We start from the raw sequence: 21,904 nt of genomic DNA on the forward strand, positions 1-21,904 counted from the left end.
CGAGGATCGGTCCTGAGGGGCCCCCGGCCGTCTCCCGTTCCGACGCCCAGCGCTCACCGACCCTCGAGGCGCCGCTTGGTCTTCGCGCTCGCGACCGCCGTCCAGGGATCCTCCGGCCACGGGTGCTTGGGGTACCGCCCTCGCATTTCGGACCGGACCTGGGCGTAGGGGCCGGACCAGAATGAGGCCAGGTCGTCGGTGATGGCGAGGGGGCGGCCCGCCGGGGACAGCAGGTGGAAGAGCACGGGCACGCGCCCGTCCACGAGGCGTGGCGTCTCCGCCCACCCGAAGCACTCCTGAAGCTTGACCGCGACGACCGGCCGAGCGCCGTCGTCGGCTCCGATCTCGCCCACGGCCGGATACTCGATGCGCACGCGGGAGCCGCTCGGAACCTCGAGCCGCTCGGGCGCGAGCTCGCCGAAGCGCGCTGCCGCGGGCCACGGCAGGAGCCGCCGGAGGGGCTCGGCGAGGTCAATGCCCCGCATCGGGGCCCCGCCTGCGAGCGCCTCGAGCTCAGGACCGAGCCATTCGTCGAGCCGTGCGAGGAGCGCGGCCTCGGAGACATCGGGCCACGGCTCGCCGAGCTCGCGGTGCACGAGCGCGAGCCGGCGCCGCAGCGCCTCCGCGGCGGGCGACCATCCGATGACGCCCAATCCGTCCGCCGCCAGCGCACGGGCGACGGCGGCGCGACCGTCCGCGGGGGACGGCCGGACGGGTGTCGACGAGAGCACGATCGCCCCGAGCCGGGCTTCCCGCCTCGCGACGATTCGCCCAGTTTCGTACCGCGCCTCGACCTCTTCGCTCAGAAGGTGACCGGCCGCAAACTCCGCGGCAGCCCGATCGAACGGGGCGGCCGCACGCACGATGGCTCCCGTGCCCGCCGCGTCGCGACCCTCGGCACGTGCAACGTCTGCGATCGCAAGCCATTCGTGGCCGGCGAGCGGGCTTCCCGAGGGCAGCCCAGCGCGCGTTCCCGATGCGAGCAGATAGCGCTCCTCCGCGCCGGGCACCCGCCGTGCCACAAGCCTCGGGAAGGCGAGGGCGACGACGAGGGCCACCCGCTGCGCATCCGTCTCCGGCAGCGGAGCACGTGGCTCCGCGTTCCCGCCGGCCCGCGGATGTTCGCGTGCGATGCGCTCCAAGCGCCGCACGTCGTCATCCCATGAACGTGCAGACGCGTCGTGCCCTGAGCGAAGCGAGGCGAGAAGCCGAGGAAGGTCTGCCCCGGGCGGGCGCAGGTCCCGCGCGACGAGGGCGACCGTCTCGGCCGCGACGCGGGCGCCAACGAGGGGCGTTCCCTCGAGCAGGGCGCGACCGAGGCGCGGGTCGGCAGGTATTCCGGCGAGGGTGCGCCCGAGGTCGGTCGCGAGGCCTTCCTTGGTGATGGCCCCGAGATCGTCGAGCGTCCGCGTGGCGTCCTCGAGCGCAGAGGGGGGCGGGGCATCGGGGAGAGCGAGACCACGGCCGCCGGGTGCTCCCCAGCATGCGAGGACCAGAGCTGCCTCCGTGAGGTCCGAGGTCGCGATTTCCGGGGTGGACTGTGCTGGCGCTGCCGCGTAGGAGCGCTCGTCGTAGCACCGGACCGCGCGCCCCGGTCCCTGCCGCGCGGCGCGCCCGGCCCGCTGCTCTGCGGACGCGCGCGAGCAGGACACCGTGACGAGTCCCGTCATCCCTCGGCCGGCATCCCGCCGGGGTTCGCGAGAAAGGCCGGAGTCGATCACGAGCCGCACGCCTGGGACGGTGAGCGAGGATTCGGCGAGGGCGGTCGAGACCACGATCCGGGGCGGGTCCCCGGGCCGCCGCCCGCCGACGGCCCGATCCTGCTCGGCTGACGCAGCCTGACCGTGGAGTTCGAGCACTTCTCTCTTCACGCCGTCCCGACGTGCCCGCAGCCGCTCGGCGACGGCACGGACCTCGCGGACCCCGGGCAGGAAGACGAGCGCGTCAACCTGCTGGCCGGTCCTGAGCAGACGGGAATGCTCATCGGCGGTGGTCTCGGCGACGTGGTCGAGGAATCCCCTTGTCACTCCGCGCTCGTCGAGGCGCGGAACGGACGACGGCGCCCACGCCACCTCGAGTGGGTGCAGCGCGGCCGGTGAGTCGACGACGGGTGCCGGGTCTCCGCCGTCGTCCGCGAGGAGCTCGGCGAAGCGGCGAGCGTCGACAGTTGCGGACATCGCCACGAGTGCGAGGTCGCCTCTCAGCGCGCGCACGTCCGCGAGCATGCCGACTGCAAGGTCTGTCTCGAGGCCGCGCTCGTGCACCTCGTCGAGGATGACCGCGGCCGTGCCCTCAAGCGCGGGGTCGGCGAGGAGCCGCCGGAGGAGGATGCCCGGTGTCACGAATTCAACGAGCGTTCCCGAGCCGACCTTCCTTTCGCCGCGGACGGTGAAACCGACTCGGTCGCCCAGAGGGGTTCCGTCCAGCGCCGCGAGGTGCCGGGCCGCTGCCCGCACCGCGATGCGCCGCGGCTGGGTGACGACGACGCGCGGTGGCCGGCGCCCATTCGTCCGCCCGCACGGCTACAAGATTGGCGACGAGCGGCGGAATGAGGGTCGTCTTCCCAGTCCCCGGCGGGGCCTGCACGACGGCGGCCGCACCCTCAAGCGCGAGGGCGCGCGTGAGCCGGTCCTCGATCTGGGCAACGACGAGACCGGACCCTATGGCCTCGAGATCGAACTGGCGCACCAAGCTCAGGGGGCACTGCTTTCCACCGGCTCCCGCGGCTTCCACAGGCTCGCGAGCGTCCACCGGTCAGGTGCCCCATCGAAGGCACCGCCTTGGGGGTCGTCCTCCCTGCTTCGGCGGATCGGATCCGAGGTGGGATCGTAGATGTCCGCCACGACGTGGAGGCACACGTAGAGCAGGGTGATCATGTGAACGACGACAGCCAGGACGTAATACGGGGTGTCGATGTTGTTCTGGACGGGCCCGTTGCTCGTGGTCCACCCGATGTACATCCAGACCGCGACCCAATGCAGGGCCTCACCTGCCATCCACACGAGGAAGTCACGCCAACGTGGGCGCGCAAGGGCGAACAACGGAATGAGCCACACGACGTACTGGGGCGAGTAGACCTTTCCGGTGAGGACGAATGCGGCGACGACGAGGAAGGCGAGCTGGGCAACGCGGGGCCGGCGCGGAGCGTGGAGCGCGATGAAGGCGATGGCCAGGCAGCACAGGCCGAACGCCACGACGAACATCGTGTTGGTCGTGGCTGCTGAGAGCTTGGCCAGATGCATGCGGTCGGCGAGCAGGTTCCACGAGTAGTAGGCGGATGAGAAGCTGGGGTCGCGGTTCGTCGAGAACGCGAAGAAGAAGGACCAGTCGCGGGAGTTCGCGAGCGCTGCTGGGAAATCGACGACGAACCACGCGAGCACGGCCGACCCAATCGCGACGAGGGTCTGGCGCCAACGGCCGGTCCGGAGGGCAAGCAGCACGAACACGCTGAGGACCAGGACGGGATAGAACTTGGTGGCCGTGCCGAGGCCGATCGCGGCCCCTGCGAGCGCTGGGTGGTTGCGCGAGAACGCGAGCAAGCCCAGAGCCAGGAGGGCGACGGCCCACATGTCCCAGTTGATGAACCCCGAGAGGATGATCCCCGGGGCGATCGCGACCAAGGCGGCGTCCCAGGGCCTGCGGGGATTCGAGCGGGCCGTAGCGATCACGGTGATCAGCCACATGACGGCGACGAGGATCGCGTTGATGTCGAAATAGGTCGTCGCCCGCGCATCCGTGGCGCCTACCCCGGGAACGAGGAGCGCGGTGAAGCCCGCGATGAGGGACGTGATGACGGGGTACTCGAAGAGGGCGCTGTGCGAGAAGAGGGGGAGGACACCGTCCGCGAGGCCGCGCTCCTTGAAGAGCGTCGGAAAGTCCGAGTAGCACGTCGCGTAGAACTCGGTAGGCGGATTCCAGCCGACTGCCTGGCAGTAGCCCTTCATGAGGACGCCGGCGATTGCCGCGATCACCGTGAGGATGATGAGCACCAGTTCGGCGGTCCACCACCCGCTGCGCACAAGACCCGGTGCGGCGTGGTTGCCGAGAGGGCCACCGACTGCCTCAGAGAGCGTGTGGACGAGGGGATCGTTTCGGCTCGGCGAGATGACGGCGCGGGGCGCCCGCCCGCCGTCGTCCGCGGTCGGTTCCATGGCTCCGAGCATACCGGGGAGGTCTGACAGGGCACCGGAGTGCTGTGCTCAGGGCGCCATGAATCCGACCTCGGTCAGATTCTCGGAGATCTGCCAGAGCTGGGCCGCAACTGGAGCGTCCTTCGCTGCGGCGGAGCGTCCGATGGGCTCGGCGCCGCTCCGCATGTGCATGAGCCGCTGGGGCCCCACGAAGGTGTTCCCCGGGAGGTCTTCGGTTGCAGCGTAGAGAACGGGGAGGGCGCCGTGCGCCGCGTCCTGTCCGAGGACAGGCAGGAGACGGTCCCAGAAGCTTCGCGTTGTGCCTGCTGGCTTGTCGTAGATCGGCGTCACGACCAGTCCGGGGTGCGCTGCCAACGCCCGGACTCCGGATCCGTCTGCGCGGAGGCGTCGATCCAGTTCCGCGGTGAACAACAGGTTGGCGAGCTTCGAGTCGTTGTAGGCCCGAGACGAATGATAGGGCCGGTTTTCCCAGTTCGGATCGTCGAGGTCGAGCCGCGCAGCCCGCTCGGCCTGCGATGCGAGGACAACCACGCGGTCCCGAAGGAACGGCAGAAGTCTCAGGGTCAGTGCGAAGTGCCCCAGGTGGTTCGTGCCGAAGTCGAGTTCGAACCCGTCCCGCGTTCGTTCAAGCGCTCGTGCAGCTACCCCGGCGTTGTTGATGAGGATGTCGATTGGCTCTGTCCAGCCGTCGGCGAACCGCCGGACGGACTCGAGGTCACCGAGGTCGAGGGGTCGCGTCTCCACCCGGCCGAAGATGCTGGCCGCAACCGCCTGAGCCTTGCTGTGGTTGCGCGCTGCAATGACGACCCTCGCCCCGGCTCCGGCGAGGGCGGCGGCAGTGGCCTGCCCGATCCCGCTTGTCGCGCCGGTGACCAACACCGTGCGGTCCTGGAGGCCCGGGAGATGGTCTGCGTTGTAGAGGCTCATGGCGCTAATGTAGTCAGCGACAACATTGTTGTCAATGACTACATTTGAGTAGGATGGACCTCGTGGACGAGGCATACCATCACGGCGCCCTCCGGGAAGCGCTGCTCACTGAAGGGCAACGGGTGCTCCTCGAGGAAGGGGCGGACGCGGTCACGCTCCGCCGTCTTGCCAGGGTCGCGGGCGTCAGCCATGCCGCACCACGACGTCACTTCGCCGACCGCGAAGAACTGCTCGACGCGATTGCCGCCCGAGGATTCGAGTCGCTCACCGAGTCAGCAATCCGCGCGGGTGACGCTGACGACCTCGCTGAGCGGCTGACCCAGTACGCCCGTACGTTCGTCCGATTCGCGGCCGACAACGGACCGCTTGTGGCCTTGATGTTCGGGGCCAAACACGGAGCGGCAGGTGGTCCGCTCGCCGAAGCGGCGAGGCACTTCTTCGCCACTGGTGCCCGCCTGCTCGGTGAGGACCCCAGCACGCCCCCCAGGCCTCAGGTCTACCTCGTCGCCGCGACCTTCGAAGGCATCAGCATGCTGGTCGCCGCCGGGCGTCTTCCGCGGGAAAGGGTCGACGAAGTCATCGCGACGGCGGTAGCCGCGTTGGTGCCACAGTTTGAGGCGAAGTAGGGGCTCGTCGGTAGCCGAAGACCCGATGTGACCAGCCGAAATCGCCCTGGATAGCATCCACGGGCGGACAAATTCGCGCCTCCGGGAGCGGCAAGAACAACGCTGACGTTGTAGGACGAAATTCGCTCGCAGTTTCGATTGAAGGGTCGATAAAACGAACTGCGGGACGGCCTAATTCCGACATCTCGAGATGGTGAAGACTTAGAGTGAGATTTGGTCGATTTCGTATGGGGTGGAGGTTGGAGTGTCGCGGCGTCACGGGTTTCTTGCAGAGTTTCAGCGTCAACAGCGGTTAGCCCAGCAGCGAGCGAACGCGGCCCAGCGGGCCGCAGCGGCCGCGCAGGCCCGAGCCGAGCGCGCCCATGCAGCTTCCCTGCGGGCGGCAGCGGCGGCGGAGCGTGCGTCAGAGGCCGAGCGCAAGCAGCTTGAGAAGGAGGCGCGCGCAGCCCACATCGAGGCCCGACTGGCAGAGGCCGAGAGGCTGAATGAGGCCCTGAGCAACGAATACGCCGAAATCGACGGCATCCTCGGCGCCACCCTCGATTCGGACGACTGGGTCGACCTGCAGTCCCTGAAGCGGACGGTCCGGCACCCGGCATTCCCGCGCCCCGACCTGGAACGCCCAAACCCGGCTCCCTCTCCGATCGAGGTGCCCCCGCCTCCGGCCCTGCGGGAACCGGAACCGCCGACGGGGCTGTTCGGTCGGAAGAAGAAGCTCGAGGCTGCCCGGCTGCAAGCCCAGGCCGAGTACCAGCAGGCCATGCAGGAGTGGACCGCTTACCGGGACTCGATTCCCGCGAAGGAGGCCGCGCTCAAGGCAACGCACGCCTCCTTCGAGGAGGAACGGCTCCGACAGCTCAAGGCCGAGATCGCCCGCTACGAAGCGGACTGCAAGCAACGTGAGAAGGAAGTCGCCGAGCACAACGCCGCGATCGACGACCTCGCCGCCGCCCTCGCCTATGGCGCCCCCGAGGCGGTCGAGGAATACGTCGGCATCGTCATGGCGAACTCGGTCTACCCCGAGCACTTCCAAGTCCAGCACGAGGCGAAGTTCGACCCGGAGACGGCCGAGCTGAAGCTGAGCGTGCTCGTGCCTGCTCCGGAGGAGCTCCGCAGCGTGAAGGCCCACCGGTATGTGAAGGCAAGCGACGAGATCACCGCAACGCAGCTGTCAAAGAAAGAGGCGAACGACCGCTACGCGGGCGCCCTGCACCAGGTTGCCATCAGATCCCTGCACGAGATCTTCGAATCCGACCGTCAGGGAATCATCCGGGCGGTCTCCCTGCAGGTCGGTCCCCAAACCAAGGATCCGGCGACAGGACGCGAGACCTTCATCCCCCTGGTCGCCGTGACCTCTCCCCGGGAGAAGTTCTTGGAATTCGACCTCTCCGGCGTCGTCCCCGCGGCGACGCTCCAGCACCTCGGCGCGGCAGTATCGAAGAATCCCTCGGCCCTGGCCGCGGTCGACCCAGCCGGCGTCCGCCGGTCATGAGCCCCGAGAGAACGCGCTTCAACCCTCCCCCAGGATGGCCGCCGGCCCCGGCGGGCTGGAAGCCCCCCGCAGGGTGGAGGCCCCCGAGCTCCTGGCCAGCTCCCCCGCCCGGGTGGCAGCTCTGGATGCCCGAGGGAGAAGTCGCCGAGGACGCCCCGGCCGACGGCGAATGCCCGGCTGTGCAGCAGGAGCCTGGCCACCCAAGCGAAGAGATCCCGAGAAGAGCACTCCGCTCTAAAAGCCCGGCACCGGATGACAAGGGTTTGCTGGACAGGCTGAATGCACTCAAGGCCGAGAACAAAAGACTCCGCGAGCTTCTCGCGGACACGTCGCCCTCCGACGCCCCGGTACAGCTCGATGACCAGAAGGTGTTGCAAGAGGTCGGCATCTACCGCTACCACCACCCCCTCGAGAACGCCGCGGCGTACCTTCCCCGCCTCAACGACATCGAGTCCCGGGTTGCGGCCCTGATCCGAGAGGGGCACGCCATTGAGACCTCGAACACGTTCACCTTCGACAACTCCTTGGCCAAGGGACGGAAGATGTCCGACGACCTAGCCAAGCTCATGCTCCGGGCCTACAACGCCGAAGCGGACAACAGCATCCGGAGCCTGAAGGCCGGGAACGTCCAGACTGCCAAGCGCAGGCTCGAAGCGTCGCGGACGGCAATCACCCGACTGGGCGCGATGATGCAGATGCACATTAGCGACGCCTACCACCTGCTCCGTATCGAGGAAATCGAACTGACCGCCGATTGGCTGATGATGAAGCAGGAAGAAAAGGAGCGTGAACGCGAAGAGCGGGCCCGCCTCAGGGAAGAACGGCGCGTGGAGAAGGAGCTCGCCGAGGAACGCGCACGGCTCGACAAGGAACGGGCCTTGCTCCTGCAGACCCTCGAAACCCTCAGCGCCGCGGGGACGACGAACCCCGACCTTGTCCAGCGCCTCGCCGACATCGATCAGGCGATCGCGGAGAACGATTACCGGGCAGCCAACATTCGTGCAGGCTACGTCTACGTCATCTCCAACCGGGGCGCCTTCGGGCAGGGGGTCGTGAAGATCGGTCTCACTCGCAGGCTCGAACCCGCCGACCGTGTCAGCGAGCTCAGCGGGGCTTCCGTCCCGTTCCGGTTCGACATCCACACCATCTACTTCTCTGAGGACGCCGTCACCCTCGAGACCGAACTCCACCGGCACTTCGCGGACCGCGCCCTCAACCAGGCCAACCCAAGAAAGGAGTTCTTCTTCGCTACGCCGGCCGAAGTCCGCGAGGTCCTGGCCACCAAAGTCGGCAACCTCCTCGAGTTCACCGAAGACGCAGAAGCAACCGAATATTTCCAGTCCCTCAGCTCATGGCCGGCCCAGCGGCGCGCTGTCGACGAGGACGCAGGGAGCACGCTGTGAAGACGATCCGGAAGGCAAGACCCGAACTACTGTGATTGGCGGCAGCGCCGCAACAGAGAACGACTTCGCCGCATCCTGAAAACACCGCAGCCCCCGGGGGTAACCCGGGGGCGGCGGTTCTAGAGAGGCTCTAGGGCTTGCGCTACTTGCTAGCGCTAGCAATCCAGGACTGGATCGACGCGAGGTCGACGCGCTGCAGCCCGTCGAGCGCGAGGCAGTTCTTGTTGCCGAAGCTCGTGAGGCCCACGATCTGACCATTGAGGAACACCGGGCCGCCGGAATCACCTGAGCAGATGCCGCCGGTGCCCTGGGCCGGGTTGACGTTGGCGTGCGTCGTGAAGATCTGCGGGCCCACGCTCTGGAGGTTCATGTCCACCGAGCGGCGGATCATCGGGTAGGAGACGGGGACTCGCCGCTGTGGACCGGAGTCGGGCTTCGCGAGCTGCGCGCCGTAGCCGACGGCCGTCACGGTGGTCTTCGGCACGTCGCCGGGAGCGAGCGCGTCAAGGGTACCCGGCGCAGCGAGGGGGTAGAACGGCTGCGAAACGGGGGTGTCGAGCTTGATGATGCCGACGTCGTTCCAGTTGTTCTTGTCCGTGAAGTTCGAGAAGGCGGGGTCCGTCACCGCAGTTCCCGAGATTCGACCCGCAAGGTCAGTTGACGTGTAGCCAACGCTCGGGTCTGCCGCGTTCGGGAAGCCCGACGGCGGCTGCTCGGCAATCACGGAATCGAAGCTCACGAGCGTCCTGCCGAGAGTGCCATCCGTGCAGTGGGCAGCCGTCAGGATGACAGTCGGCGAGATGAGCGAGCCCGAGCACCGGAAACGTCCCTCCGCCGTGTAGAAGACGATCAGCGCCACGCCGGGATGGGCGTTGCCGTCGTCGGTCCCGCCCGTGCTCGCCTGTGCGGGCGCAGCGGCGAACGCCAGCCCGAAAGCGGCGGTCAGCGCCGCCAAGGCGGCAATGAGTTTCTTGCGCATTGTCCCTCTTCCTTGAGCACGGTTGTGCTGCGGCACGGATTCTTCAGGAAGCCGTGGCTTCTAGCCAGAGGTTACCGTATTGACAAGTTGAGTTACATTCCCGGGGCGCGGACGGCAACTGCTAAAGTCCCCACGCCTCGACGGCGGGGGTCTTCTTGTCCCAGCCCAGGCGGCAGACTTTCGCTGTCCCGAGAATGAAATGCCGCCCCTCGACAGGGACCATGCCGAGCCATCGGGCTGCCAGGATCCTGCAGAAGTGACCGTGGGCGACGAGTAGTGCATTCTCGACGCCGGAGCGGAGGACGCGCTCGACGATCAGGTCCGCCCGGGCCCCCACCTCGGCGAGGGTCTCCCCGTTGGGGACCCCGTCCTTCCAGATGAGGTAGCTCGGGTTCTTGCGCCGGATGTCAGCCGAACGCACGCCCTCGTAGTCGCCGTAGTCCCACTCGACCGCGTTGGGCTCGAGTTCCGCCTCCGGGAATCCGGCGAGCTCCGCCGTCCTCCGCGCCCGCTGCAGTGGAGAGGTGAGCACGAGACCGAAATTGACGCCGTCGAGCGTCGCCTTCGCTGCGCGCGCCTGCTCCTCACCCTCCGGGGTGAGTGGAAGATCGGTGAGCCCGGTGTACTGGCCGCTCTTGGACCACTCCGTCTCGCCGTGCCGCAGAAGCCACAGCTTCGGCAGGCCGAAATCTTCGGTGCTCACTCGCTCTCCTTCTCCTCTTTAACAGGACCGCTTTCAGCAGCACCGTTTTCCGGCTGCCCAGCCCACCAGTCGAGCAGTTTTGCCCGGGCAGATTCCTCGCTGGCCGGTCCGTTCTCCATGCGCTCGTCGAGCAGGTACCGATAGGCCCGGCCCACGATCGGTCCGGGCGCAATGCCCAGGACTTCCATGATCTGCTGCCCGTCGAGGTCGGGGCGGATTGACGCAAGCTCCTCCTGCTCCGCGAGCTCGGCGATGCGCTGTTCCAGATCGTCGTAGGCGAAGGAGAGGCGGTCCGCCTTGCGCTGGTTCCGCGTCGTGACGTCCGAGCGCGTGAGGCGATGGAGCCGCTCGAGGAGGGGCCCGGCATCCGTGACGTAACGGCGCACCGCGGAATCAGTCCAGCCAGCGTCCCCGTAGCCGTAGAAGCGCATGTGGAGCTCTACTAGTCTGGCGACGGACTTGATGGTCTCGTTGTCGAACCGCAGCTCGCGCATGCGCTTCTTCACGAGCTTGGCGCCGACGACGTCGTGATGGCGGAAGGAGACGGCCCCACCCGGTTCGAAGCGGCGCGTCGCCGGCTTGCCGACGTCGTGCACGAGCGCCGCGAAGCGCAGCACGAAGTCCGGGCTCGGGACAGGCCCGTCGGGACCCGTCTCAAGGGCCACCGCCTGCTCGAGGACGGTGAGCGAGTGCTGGTACACATCCTTGTGGCGATGGTGCTCGTCGACCTCGAGCCGCAGGGCGCTCACCTCGGGAAGCACGACGTCGCCAATTCCGGTGTCCACGAGGAGGTCGACGCCAGCGCGGGGGGCGGCCCCGTTGATGAGCTTGACCAGCTCGTCGCGGATGCGTTCCGCCGAGACGATCGAAATGCGGCCAGCCATGGCCGTCATCGCGTCCCGCACCTCGGGCGCGACGTCGACCTTGAGCTGGGAAGCGAAGCGCGCGGCGCGCATCATCCGCAGCGGGTCGTCGGAGAAGGAATCCTCAGGCGTCCCCGGTGTGCGGAGGACCCCGGCGTGGAGGTCCCGGACGCCACCAAACGGGTCGACAAGCTCGAGCGACGGGAGGCGCAGCGCCATGGCGTTCATGCTGAAGTCGCGGCGTTCGAGGTCGTCCTCGAGCGACGAGCCGAAGGCGACCACGGGCTTCCGCGACTCCGGGTCGTAGGCTTCGGCCCGGTAGGTCGTCACTTCGATCTGGAAGCCCCGCTTGCGCAGGCCGATGGTGCCGAAGTCCCTGCCGATCTCCCAGAACGCGTCGGCCCACCCCTTGATGACCGCCAGGGTCTCATCTGGGGTCGCGTTGGTCGTGAAGTCGAGGTCAGGCGACTGGCGGCCCAGGAAGAGATCCCGGACCGGTCCACCCACGAGTGAGAGTTCGAACCCGGCGTCGACGAAGCGACGCCCGAGTTCGAGCGCGACGGGATCGACGGCGAAGCCGACGGACGGTGTTTCAGGCGCCGTCGTCCGCGCCCCTTGTGAGTCTTCTCCTGCCATAGCCCTTAAAGCTTCGCAGATCGAAGAGCCAGTTTCCGATCCGAGCGGCGCAGGCGGACCATGACTCATCGTGAGGGGCTTCTGGTTAGAGTGGACTGCATGGTGATTCCGCTGCCGAGCGATCCTCAGAAGAGGAGGGGTGCGCCGCTGCCGTCCGCGATCGGACCGCACGTCGCTCCGGCGGGTCACACCTATATTCACTCGCTCCCCACGGTCGAGGAGATCTCTGCGGGCGGTGTCATCGTGGACACGGACAACCCGAATCTGCCGGTGGCGATCATTGCGCGGCTCAATCGCGGCGGACGTCTCGAGTGGTGCCTCCCCAAAGGGCATCCCGAGGGTCGAGAGTCGAACGAGAGTGCGGCTGTCCGCGAGATCAGCGAGGAGACGGGCATCGACGGCCGGATCCTCGCGCCTCTCGGCAGCATCGACTACTGGTTCACCGTCACGGGGCACCGTGTCCACAAGACGGTCCACCACTATCTGCTCCAAGCCGTCGGCGGGGAACTGACCATCGAGAATGATCCTGATCAGGAGGCCGTCGACGTCGCGTGGGTGCCCATTTCCGAACTCTCGCGCCGCCTCTCCTTTCCGAACGAGCGACGGATCGCGGACCTCGCCCGGGAAGTCCTCCCGGAACATCTCCTGAAGTGACGGTCCGATGACGGCTTCGAAAGCCCCGGCCCCGGCCTCGGAGGCGAAATCCAGCGCCATCATGGCCGTCGGCACGCTCCTCTCCCGCGTGCTCGGGTTCGTGCGGCAGCTGCTCCTCGTCTACGCCCTGGGCCTCGGCTCGACGGTCACGGACACGTTCGTCAACGCGAACAACCTCCCGAACCTGATCTTCCTGCTCGTTGCCGGCGGCGTGTTCAACACGGTCCTCGTCCCGCAGATCCTCAAGGCAAGCCGCGCCCCTGACCGTGGCGCGGACTACATCAGCCGCCTGCTCACCTTGGGCGTCGTCGTCACCTTCGTCCTCACGGCGCTCGTGACGATCGGCGCACCCATCGTCATGCGGCTCACGACCTCCGACTACAGTCCCCAACAGCTCGCGCTCGCCACCGTCTTCGCGTACTGGTGCCTTCCGCAGATCTTCTTCTACGGGCTGTACGCGCTGCTGACCCAGGTCCTCAACGCCCATGGGGCGTTCGGCCCCGCGATGTGGGCGCCCCTCGTGAACAACGTCGTCGCCATTGCGGGCCTCGGCATGTTCATCTGGATCTTCGGGACGAACGCTGCCAACCCGCACACGATCGAATCCTGGGGCACCCCGCAGACCCTGCTCGTCGCGGGCGCCTCGACCGTCGGCGTCGTCATCCAGACGGCCATGCTCTTCATCCCCGTCGGCAGGCTGGGGCTCGGCCTGCGCCCGAGGTTCGGATGGCGCGGCGTCGGCCTCGGCGCGGCGGCGAGGATCGGTGTCTGGACACTCGCGACCACCGCCGTGGGCCAGCTGACGTTCCTCTACCTCATGAAGATCGCATCCCAGCCCGGCGCCGTCCGGGAACAGCTCCGGGAGGCCGGCGACCCCTCGTGGCAGTTCATCCCCGGCAACACCGTCCTCGAGATGGCGAGCCAGCTGTACCTGCTGCCGCACTCGATCATCGCGCTTTCGCTCGCGACGGTCCTGTTCAACCGGATGACGGCGGCCTCCCAGGCCGGCGACCGACGGGGAGTGCGGATTGCGCTTTCCCACGGGCTGCGCACCATGGCCGTTGCCACCGTCTTCAGCGCCCTCGCACTGTTCGCCCTTGCCGCGCCGCTCGGGCGGTTCTTCTCCGGCGGGTCGGCCTCGGACGGCGTCATGCTCGCGCAGACGCTCAGCATCCTTGCGCTCAGCACGCCCTTCCTCAGCGCGAACTTCATGATGTCCCGCGTCTTCTACTCCTATGAGGACGCGAAGACGCCGTTCAAGGTCCAGGTCTGGCTCGGGATCCTCAACGTCGTGGGCGCGTCCGTGATCCAGTTCCTGCCGGCGCGCTACATCATCTTCGCGATCGCCACGCTGTACACGGTCGGGAACATCCTGTCCGTCGTGCTGAGCGGCGCCTATCTGCGACGCAAGCTCGGCAACCTCGACGGGGTGACCGTCGCGCGTTCCTACATTCGAATGGGCTATGCGGCGCTGGGCGCAGCGATGGCCGGCGGAATCGCGGTCTGGCTTCTCGGCGGCCTCTCGTCCCGGGGCTTCATCTGGAGCTCGAGCCTCACGGCACTGATCTCGATCATCGTCATCGGCGTCGCGATGCTGCTCGTCTACCTTTTGCTGCTCCGGATCTTCGGGGTCACCGAGCTCCGCGACCTCCTGCGCCCCATCATGGGCCGGTTCACCGGGCGCGGACAGCACGCGGCGTCGCCCGCCGCCCAGCCGGCGCACGACGCCGGTGCTGCCGCCGGCTACGGGGGCGACGCGGGCTACGAGGGGGCCGCCTACGGCGTTGCCGCCCGTGGCCGCGACTACGAGGATCCCGGGTACGCCTATCTCGAGGAGCCCGCGGAGCCTCGGCAGCCGGCGTACGCCCTGCGCGAGAGCGCTCCGACCCTTTCGGACGACACGGGGATCATCCCGCGGATCTCGGGGCAGTTCGATCCGAGCATGTACCGAGCTCGGCCCGAGTCCGCCCGCCAGGAGCCTCTGCCCGGCCGGCGGACCTATCAAGGCCCTCCCGGACGGAACCCGAACTTCCGCGACCGCTGATCGTTTTCCCATCCGGGTGCGTCTGCGGGCAAGTGTAACGAGCGGTTCCGACACCGTCCGCTAGGATCGAGTGATAGCAAGGGTCCGGCATGTCCGGGCTGGCGGGGCAGACGTTCAGGAGGTACCCGTGTCCCAGTCCATCGACGTCGGCAGCGTGCTCGGCGGTCGGTACAAGGTCACGTCCTCGATCGTTGAGTCGCATGACGGAGACCTGGTCCTCGACGGAGTGGATCAGATCCTCAATCGTCCCGTGAGCATCCTCGTGTCTGCGCCGCACAACGCCCAGCAGCTCGCCCAGAGCGCGAGGGAAGTCGCGACCGGCGAGCGTCACGTCGGCATTCAGGTCCTCGACCTGGGCACAAGCCATGAGGCGACCTACCTCATCACGAACCACGCCGCGGCCGCTGACCTGCTCGACCTGATCGTGGCCCAGGACGCGCCGTACGTCGAGCCGTTCTTCACGGACACTCTCGGGAGCGAGATCTTCGGCGAATCCCGCTCACGGGAACCCGAGACGTACGACGGCCTCTACGAGCACGGCGATCACGACTACATCCGTTATCCGAGCGCTCATCCGGACGACGTGCCGGATACGCGGCCCGAGCCTCCCCGTGAGCAGCGGCCTGTACCGCCGATGCCGCCGCGCCCGGTTCCGCCTCCTCCACCCGCTCCGCCGCGTTCCGCAGAGGATGAGTCTGAGGATCAGAGGGGTCGGTCAAATGCCGCCGGGGCGGCTGCGGCTGCCGCCGCTGCTGCCGCTGCTGCCGCTGCCGGATCCGAGTTCACCAACCCGCCGAAGGTAACGCCTTGGCCCGGATCCTCGGGTGCAGCCCGCCCTGCGGCTCCGGCACCGCAGGCTCCGGCACCGCAGCCTCGTCCCGTCAACCCTGCTCCCCCTACTCCAGCGGCCGGGCAGCCGGCCCAGTACAACGAGCGGCCCCAAGAGGGCGAGCCGACGCAGTACAACGAGCCCGTCCAGTACGGTGCACCCGCGCAGTACAGTGACGCGACGCAGCCTGTCCAGAAGCCGCCAACCTCGCCTGCCGGTCCTGGCCCCGCCCGAGGTGGGACGTTCCCGGCTGCGGCGCGGAACGTTGGTCGCGGAAATGCCTCGGATCGGATCTTCGATCGCGACGATGATCTGGAAGAGGACGACGAGGCGACCCGCCCGAAGTCAGTGCCGTGGCTCGTAGGCGGCATCCTCGCCGTCGTCCTGATCGCCGCCTTGATTTTTGCGTTCACCACGCTCGGGAGCGTCTTCCAGCCGCAGGCGAGCAGCACTTCGAGGGCGGCGTCGAACGCACCCTCGGCCTCGGCCACCCAGGGTTCGCCGTCAGCAGGCCAGACCCAGGCGCCCGCTCCTGTCGCGGTAGCGCCGGTCGTTGATTCGGTGACGCGCCTCAACCCAGGGGAGCTGACGTTCGCGGATCAGTTCGATGCGAAGCTTGCCAACACCTACGACGGGAATCCGGCGAGCTACTGGTCCGACATGGAGTTCGCGCGTGAGGATTGGGGCGGGTTCGCAAAGAGCGTGACCCTTGCGGTGAAGCTCAAGGATGTTTCGGACATCAAGCAGGTCGAGCTCGACCAGCTCGGGGCAACGGGCGGCAGCGTAAGCGTGTTTACGAATGCCACTCCGGACCTCGGTGGCGCTGCGTTGGCGGGCACGAGCTCCTTCAACGGTCCGCAGCTAGTCTTCCAGTTGCCGGCTGCCGTCAAGGCACAGTACGTCCTCGTGCAGATCAACGCCCTGCCGCGACTCGCGAACTACAAGGTGTACCCCTACGGGCTTCGACTGGCGGAGATCAAGGTCCAGTAGGGCATCGGCATCGGAGACTGCCTCGACGAAGGGGGCGTTCCGACTCCTGGGAGTCGGCACGCCCCCTTCCGTGTCTTTTCATGACGTTTCGCAGCCGTTCGATGCCCCGCTCGGCGCTTCGGTACCCTTGAGGGACGAGATCCCCGGAATACCGGCGCTTCTCAACATGTTGTGAGCTGTGGACACTCGGAGTCCAGTACGTCAGAAGAAGAGGTCATTCGCCCGTGAGCACTGCCGATAGCAACGCCGCCGAAGTGCGGGACGTCATCATCGTTGGATCAGGTCCTGCGGGATACACGACGGCCATCTACACAGCGCGAGCCAACCTCCAGCCGTTGATCTTTGCCGGATCGGTCACCGCCGGCGGCGAACTGATGAATACCACCGAGGTTGAGAACTTCCCTGGCTTCCCGGACGGAATTCAAGGGCCAGAGCTCATGGACAAGCTTGAGCAGCAGGCCGCCAAATTCGGCGCGCAGATCGAATTCGAGGACGTGGCCTCGGTCGACCTCGAGGGTGACGTCAAGCGAGTCGTCCTTGGAAATGGCGAGGAACACTTCGCCCGGACGGTCGTTATTGCAACGGGGTCCGCTTACCGTGAGCTCGGCCTCCCGAACGAGAAGCGACTTTCGGGCCACGGTGTGAGCTGGTGTGCGACATGCGACGGCTTCTTCTTCAAAGACCAGGACATCGCCGTGATAGGCGGTGGGGACTCCGCCATGGAGGAGGCTCTGTTCCTGACGAAGTTTGCTCGCTCAGTCACCGTCGTCCACCGCCGGGATTCTCTGCGTGCCTCGAAGATCATGGCTGATCGAGCCTTGACTCACGAAAAGATCAGGTTCGCCTGGAACAGTGAGGTCTCCGATGTCATCGGTGAAGACAAGGTGACGGGACTTGTCCTGCGTAACACGGTCGATGGTTCGAAATCCGAGCTCGCGGTCACCGGCGTTTTCGTCGCTATCGGCAACGACCCCCGTACGGACCTTGTCAAAGACGTTTTGGCCATCACCCCTGAAGGCACCATTGCAGTTGAGGGTCGCACGTCCCGCACGAGTGTTCCAGGTGTGTTCGCCGCAGGTGATGTGGTGGACCCCACCTACCGCCAAGCGATCACCGCAGCCGGTTCGGGTTGCGTTGCGGCCTTGGACGTTGAGCACTACCTCGCAAATCTTGAACTACCGAGCCTCGCCGCTCAGCAGGCTTGAATCCTCATCCAGAGATCGGAAGGCAGCAATGAGTAACGCCAGAGACGTCACCGACGCGCAGTTCACCGACGAGGTTCTCCTCTCGAACAAGCCGGTCATCGTCGACTTTTGGGCCGAGTGGTGCGGTCCGTGCCGCAAGGTGAGTCCCATTCTCGACGACATTTCGGTTGAGTACTCCGATAAGGTTGACGTCGTCAAGGTGAATGTTGACGACAACCCCAACATCGCCGCCGAGTACGGTATCACTTCCATCCCTGCTGTCTATCTCTTCGAGAAGGGCAAGGTGACCGGAACCGTTATCGGTGCTCGGCCGAAGCAGTACTTCGAGAAGGAATGGTCTGAGGTCCTGAGCAAGTAGGACTTATGACTTCAAAGGGGCGCGGCGTAGGCCGCGCCCCTTTCCTGTTTTTGGCCAGAGGCGCGCGTCCAAGTCGTCCCGGGCCCATAGTCGCGGCTCGGTAGCCAAGCTGCCGTTTCACGTGAACCCAGCTGCCGTTTCACGTGAAACAGTGCACGCCGTACGCGGCCTAGTATCGCGCCTCCTCAGTCCAAGCGCTCTGTTCCGCTGCGATCTCCGATTGTTTTGGTGAGCCAGCAACTTCCATTTCCCGCCCATAGCGGCCAGATAAGAGGACTTCGAGGACCCTAGGACGCCTCCCTTCCTGGACTCCGCGCGATCCGCGTCCCCCGGCGGTAGCGCAGCCCGGGCCCTCATCGGGCCTATCCAGCGGGCCGACGTAGCGGGAGCCTACCCGCAGAGCATGTAGGGGCCCGGCCTTCTCTTTTCGCCTCCGGGTGGGTCCCACCCAGTCATGGGGCCGGCTCGCCACCCACCTCTGCTCCCAATAGAACATGCTTAGCCCCTCCTGCGACTTCGTCTGCCGCAAAAGCTGGCCCCTGATCACCCGGAAGGCAGTGACAATCCTGCCCGTACCAATCAGGGGGGCTCAAGCTCGTTCCTTAGACCGAATCCTGCTGCTCGGGCACCTACTTGCGTCGGGCCAAAGGACCACGCCCGTACGATGCGGCCAAGACACCTGGGTATGTATGTATGGGTCATGCACTGACACTACTTAGAATCAGCGACCGCCAAATCAGCGGTTTTTGTTGATTATGGGGCACCAATTCCACAGCAAGCCACCGCCGTTCAAGCGACCAGCCAGCGCCGCGCGCGCCCGTTATGGTCTCGATGATCACGGTGTACCGATAACCATTGCGACGACGAATCATATTTCCCAACGTCGGCGCGCGAAACGTGGCCAAGGAGCTTGGAATTGAGCGCCAAAACGTTCGAAGTACACCACCTGCGAAGCGTCGGGTTGGTCAAGATGAAACGCAACGGTCCGAAGGTGCATCCATCAGCGGCGAAAAATGGGGATTCGCCCATTCCGATGCTTCCCGATCGACCCGACGCTTCCCGATGAGGGGTCACACCGGAACTCCCCAAACCACCCGCCGATAGCAGATCAATCATTCTGGTGCGACCGCGCCGTCTCGTGCTTAGAAGCTCGGATTTCGGCAGCCACAACCGACTTCCGGGCACACAAGGGCGCGGATGCATCACGCTTTGTCGAGGCAGGTCCCCCCTGGGACGTCACCACGGTTCGATTTTGGTGTCACTACCCTTCGGTCGTCTGTTTGCGACGACCGGGGCAGGAACACGTTGGACTGGCCCCCAGCGGCGCCCCTGGGCCGCAACGTGCAGCTCGCGGGCGTACCGTGCTGTAGAAGACAGAGGTTATCCGAAGGCGGCAGGCCGAGCCCTAGCCTCGTACGCACCACGGTTGGTCACGGCGCACATCGACAACCACCACATCAGATGACCTTGAGCACAACCAAGACGGCCTCCGCAGCAGCGGTCTGGGCAACGTAAGCGGGCAGCTGCTCCCCAGGCTGCGGAAAGCCGGTATGTGGGCACTGAAAGCAAGCCGCGGTCGGGCATTTATTCCTCTCGGGCCGGTCAAGCATTCATCCCTTCGGGCAGCGGGCCATCCCGAAGCTTGCCCGTGAAACTGCCCCTGGAAATTTGTTTCACGTGAAACACTTTCGGATAAGGGCTTCGGCGCTTGCTCGCGACCTTGCACTACTCCGTACTGAGCGGCTGCCCCCGACTCTGCTCGGTCACGCTGCTCCGCCCCCGTGGCAAGTCCCTGCGTGGGAAGGCGGCACGACCCATGACCGACACGAGAACCCCCGTCCTGCCCAAATCCGCCCCACCGCACCATTCGAGCGGCCTACAGACGCCCTGGTTCTAAGGCGGCCGCTAAGCGACACCTTACAGCAGGATGTCCGCGCCAGGAGGCTCTTGCGCCTATGGTCATCCTCGCCCAAGCCGCACACGTGCATGGCAGCTACCAGACCTTCTCGAAGACTCCAGGTGGGCGGATGTTGGCTCCTATACAGCGGGGCTCACGTGTGAGCCGGAGGAAGACCCACAGAGCGATGTAGCACGCGCCGTAATGGACAACGTCCGGGGCCGAACGTGTCCACTGCCCTGGTCGGAGCGGAATGGTGGCTCCGCTTCGTATCGACTCATCCACCGTCGCCCACGACGTCCGGACGCGGCCATGCGACATCCCAGAATCGCCCGGGGGCTCCTGTGCCTGCGCGTGCGCCGAGTCAATACCGAGGTCCCGTGGCGCGAAGCGCGAAGACGCCCTCGCCGCACCCCCACAACGATGCACCCCCGGGCGACGACCTTGGCCGCCGAACTGTCCCCTCACGCGCCTTCACGTCTCTGGGGCCGATGTTCCGGAAGATCGGAGAGGCACCTTGCGACGTCTTATACGCCCCCTGCTGCTTCGTCGGGCTCCGGAATTCGCAGCACCCGATCGCTTGTCTGTGAACAGCACGGAGCCACGTTATCCACAGCAGAATCCACAGTGCTTTTCCACAACCGTCGCTTCTAAGCTGTGGACAGACAGCCGCATCAGCACAGGGTTGGACACGCCCCAACCTCCCCTTCGAGTCTCACCTAGACATGGGCCGTCCAATGCCCCGCATGCAATGTCGAGTCTTCAACAGCCCTCTTGGCCCAGCAGGGTTTACTTCCATTCAGATCTCGCCCTATACCGGTCAAATGTGGCGTATTCGTCGGTCTGGTACCAGAGAACTGGACTCAAGCACCGCTCGTCTGTTCTGAGCGGTGAGCTACCAACGATCTACCGACACCCCGGTGTGGATTCAGCAGCGGCACATTGCCGCCTCTTTACACAGGGTTATCCACACCCCCCGCGCTCGGTCTGGGGATGGCGCGCCTCAGTTATCCACAGGCGAATCCACAGGCCAATGCTGCGGGTCCGGCCACGATCGGGATAACGAAACTCTGCCTAGGTCCCTCTAAGGACCAGTGATACGTCCGTTTTCGGACTGGGATGCGAGGCGGCGGTACACGCCAACTGGCGGTCGTGAGCATACTGTTTCACGTGAAACAGGGCCAGCCGAGCCGGGTTCGGAGGGCAGGGCCATCGGGCCGCCTTCTTTCGCCGTTCCACACTGCACACCCATACGGGACAGGGCCAGGCGGGGCTGCGACGCGACATCGCGAGTCGCCGGGGCAACCCGCGCAGTCACCCCCCTCTCTATGAACCGGTAGCGCTGGAGAGAGCCCGAAACCGTGACTCACACGACGGAGACCTTCCCGACTTCGATCTGCCAGCGACACCATGTACGGGAGAGGCAAGCACCGCACTAGACGCGGACCCTTCTGCAGCTGCGAGCTGCGGCCTCAGATCTCATCGCCATGGAAGCAGCCGCTGGTGTCTCGATCCGCGCTGAGAGCTCCGATTCAGCGATCGATGACTCTCCCGACTAGCGATGGTTCAATGCTCAGGACGCAGTGAGATCGCCATGGGCCTGCTGGCCGTGTTCCGCCGACTTCTCTGTCCACAGCCAATGGGGGGAATTGCCGGCATAGTCACCACGGAAGTTGTCGGGTCCTTTCCATGCCCTTAGCGTTCTTTCCATGCCCTTAGGTCATAGGCATTCTCCACTGCCCGGGTTTTGTAGCTACCTGGTCGTGGCGCCGTACTTGGTTCGCTAAGCGCGTCACACATATGTGGACTCGGTTCTAGGCGCCGACGAAACCAAGCTTCCCTGGCTGGTCGACCATTTCGTCCTAGGCTGCGCTCGTTTCACGTGAAACCGCGCGGCCACGGGAACCGAGACGGGAGACCGGAAGTGACAGAACGGGTGGACATCAGTCGGCCCGTCATAGACCGTGAGATCCCGCCGGGCTTACGCCTGGAACAGTTGCAGTCAGGGTGAGGTAGTCCAGCAGCCGTGATGATGTGGAGTTGGGAGCGAGTGACTCCGGGAAAGTGCACGCGATTGTGGTCCCGGTGCTTCATCGTGGTCCCGTTGCTTCGAAATGCTGCTCCGTGTCGCACCGCGATCAGACCTG

General features: G+C 66.1%; 13 protein-coding genes and 1 pseudogene. 8 read left to right on the forward strand and 6 right to left on the reverse strand.

Translation table 11 applies throughout. The annotated features are described in order from the left end of the window. Nucleotides 1-53: 53 nt before the first annotated feature. The 3 genes and pseudogenes from hrpB to E6A21_RS14500 form a co-directional block, all read right to left on the reverse strand. Nucleotides 54-2,688 (reverse strand): annotated as a pseudogene (gene hrpB, locus E6A21_RS14490) (ATP-dependent helicase HrpB). A 5-nt stretch (nt 2,689-2,693) separates the two neighbouring features. Next, the gene (locus tag E6A21_RS14495) at nt 2,694-4,151 is read right to left on the reverse strand and encodes a glycosyltransferase family 87 protein (protein ID WP_171041417.1); all 1,458 of its coding nucleotides are present in this window, start codon (nt 4,149-4,151) and stop codon (nt 2,694-2,696) included. A gap of 48 nt (nt 4,152-4,199) precedes the next feature. Further along, on the reverse strand, nt 4,200-5,078 hold the full coding sequence (locus E6A21_RS14500) for an SDR family NAD(P)-dependent oxidoreductase (protein WP_138444877.1): 879 nt from the start codon (nt 5,076-5,078) through the stop codon (nt 4,200-4,202). Between the two features lie 62 nt (nt 5,079-5,140). Here E6A21_RS14500 and E6A21_RS14505 point away from each other — a divergent pair, with 62 nt between their 5' ends. The 3 genes from E6A21_RS14505 (at nt 5,141) to E6A21_RS14515 (ending at nt 8,599) form a co-directional block, all read left to right on the forward strand. Next, nucleotides 5,141-5,704 (forward strand): TetR/AcrR family transcriptional regulator, encoded by a 564-nt coding sequence (locus E6A21_RS14505; protein ID WP_171041418.1) that lies wholly within the window; start codon nt 5,141-5,143, stop codon nt 5,702-5,704. A gap of 244 nt (nt 5,705-5,948) precedes the next feature. After that, nucleotides 5,949-7,196, forward strand: coding sequence for a hypothetical protein (locus E6A21_RS14510; RefSeq protein ID WP_171041419.1), 1,248 nt, complete (start codon nt 5,949-5,951; stop codon nt 7,194-7,196). Next, nucleotides 7,193-8,599: an SNIPE associated domain-containing protein gene (locus tag E6A21_RS14515; RefSeq protein WP_171041420.1), complete on the forward strand. Its 1,407-nt coding sequence runs from the start codon at nt 7,193-7,195 to the stop codon at nt 8,597-8,599. Before E6A21_RS14510 ends, E6A21_RS14515 begins: the two co-directional genes overlap by 4 nt. Before the next feature lie 142 nt (nt 8,600-8,741). On the opposite strand, the gene E6A21_RS14520 is transcribed toward E6A21_RS14515, so the two are convergent. From E6A21_RS14520 to E6A21_RS14530, 3 genes are all read right to left on the reverse strand, one after another. Next, entirely contained in the window at nt 8,742-9,578 is an 837-nt protein-coding gene (locus tag E6A21_RS14520) for a S1 family peptidase (protein WP_138444879.1), read from the reverse strand. Nucleotides 9,579-9,699: 121 nt separating this feature from the next. Further along, entirely contained in the window at nt 9,700-10,281 is a 582-nt protein-coding gene (locus E6A21_RS14525) for a histidine phosphatase family protein (RefSeq protein WP_138444880.1), read from the reverse strand. Then, nucleotides 10,278-11,780 carry a CCA tRNA nucleotidyltransferase gene (locus tag E6A21_RS14530; protein ID WP_138444881.1) on the reverse strand — a complete coding sequence of 501 codons (1,503 nt, stop codon included), beginning with the start codon at nt 11,778-11,780 and terminating at the stop codon, nt 10,278-10,280. Before E6A21_RS14530 ends, E6A21_RS14525 begins: the two co-directional genes overlap by 4 nt. A 147-nt stretch (nt 11,781-11,927) precedes the next feature. On the opposite strand from E6A21_RS14530, the gene E6A21_RS14535 reads away from it, so the two are divergent. The 5 genes from E6A21_RS14535 to trxA all read left to right on the forward strand — a co-directional run bounded on the left by E6A21_RS14535 (nt 11,928) and on the right by trxA (nt 17,860). After that, nucleotides 11,928-12,434 (forward strand): NUDIX hydrolase, encoded by a 507-nt coding sequence (locus E6A21_RS14535; protein ID WP_043121003.1) that lies wholly within the window; start codon nt 11,928-11,930, stop codon nt 12,432-12,434. 7 nt (nt 12,435-12,441) lie between these two features. Beyond that, nucleotides 12,442-14,478, forward strand: coding sequence for a murein biosynthesis integral membrane protein MurJ (murJ, locus tag E6A21_RS14540; protein ID WP_138444882.1), 2,037 nt, complete (start codon nt 12,442-12,444; stop codon nt 14,476-14,478). Nucleotides 14,479-14,605: 127 nt separating this feature from the next. Next, the gene (locus E6A21_RS17955) at nt 14,606-16,297 is read left to right on the forward strand and encodes an ABC transporter substrate-binding protein (protein WP_171041421.1); all 1,692 of its coding nucleotides are present in this window, start codon (nt 14,606-14,608) and stop codon (nt 16,295-16,297) included. A 224-nt stretch (nt 16,298-16,521) separates the two neighbouring features. Next, nucleotides 16,522-17,502 carry a thioredoxin-disulfide reductase gene (gene trxB, locus E6A21_RS14550; protein ID WP_138444884.1) on the forward strand — a complete coding sequence of 327 codons (981 nt, stop codon included), beginning with the start codon at nt 16,522-16,524 and terminating at the stop codon, nt 17,500-17,502. Nucleotides 17,503-17,530: 28 nt separating this feature from the next. Beyond that, nucleotides 17,531-17,860: a thioredoxin gene (trxA, locus tag E6A21_RS14555; protein WP_138444885.1), complete on the forward strand. Its 330-nt coding sequence runs from the start codon at nt 17,531-17,533 to the stop codon at nt 17,858-17,860. Nucleotides 17,861-21,904 lie beyond the last annotated feature (4,044 nt).

This window comes from Sinomonas susongensis, from assembly GCF_005877005.1.
Taxonomy (GTDB): domain Bacteria; phylum Actinomycetota; class Actinomycetes; order Actinomycetales; family Micrococcaceae; genus Sinomonas; species Sinomonas susongensis.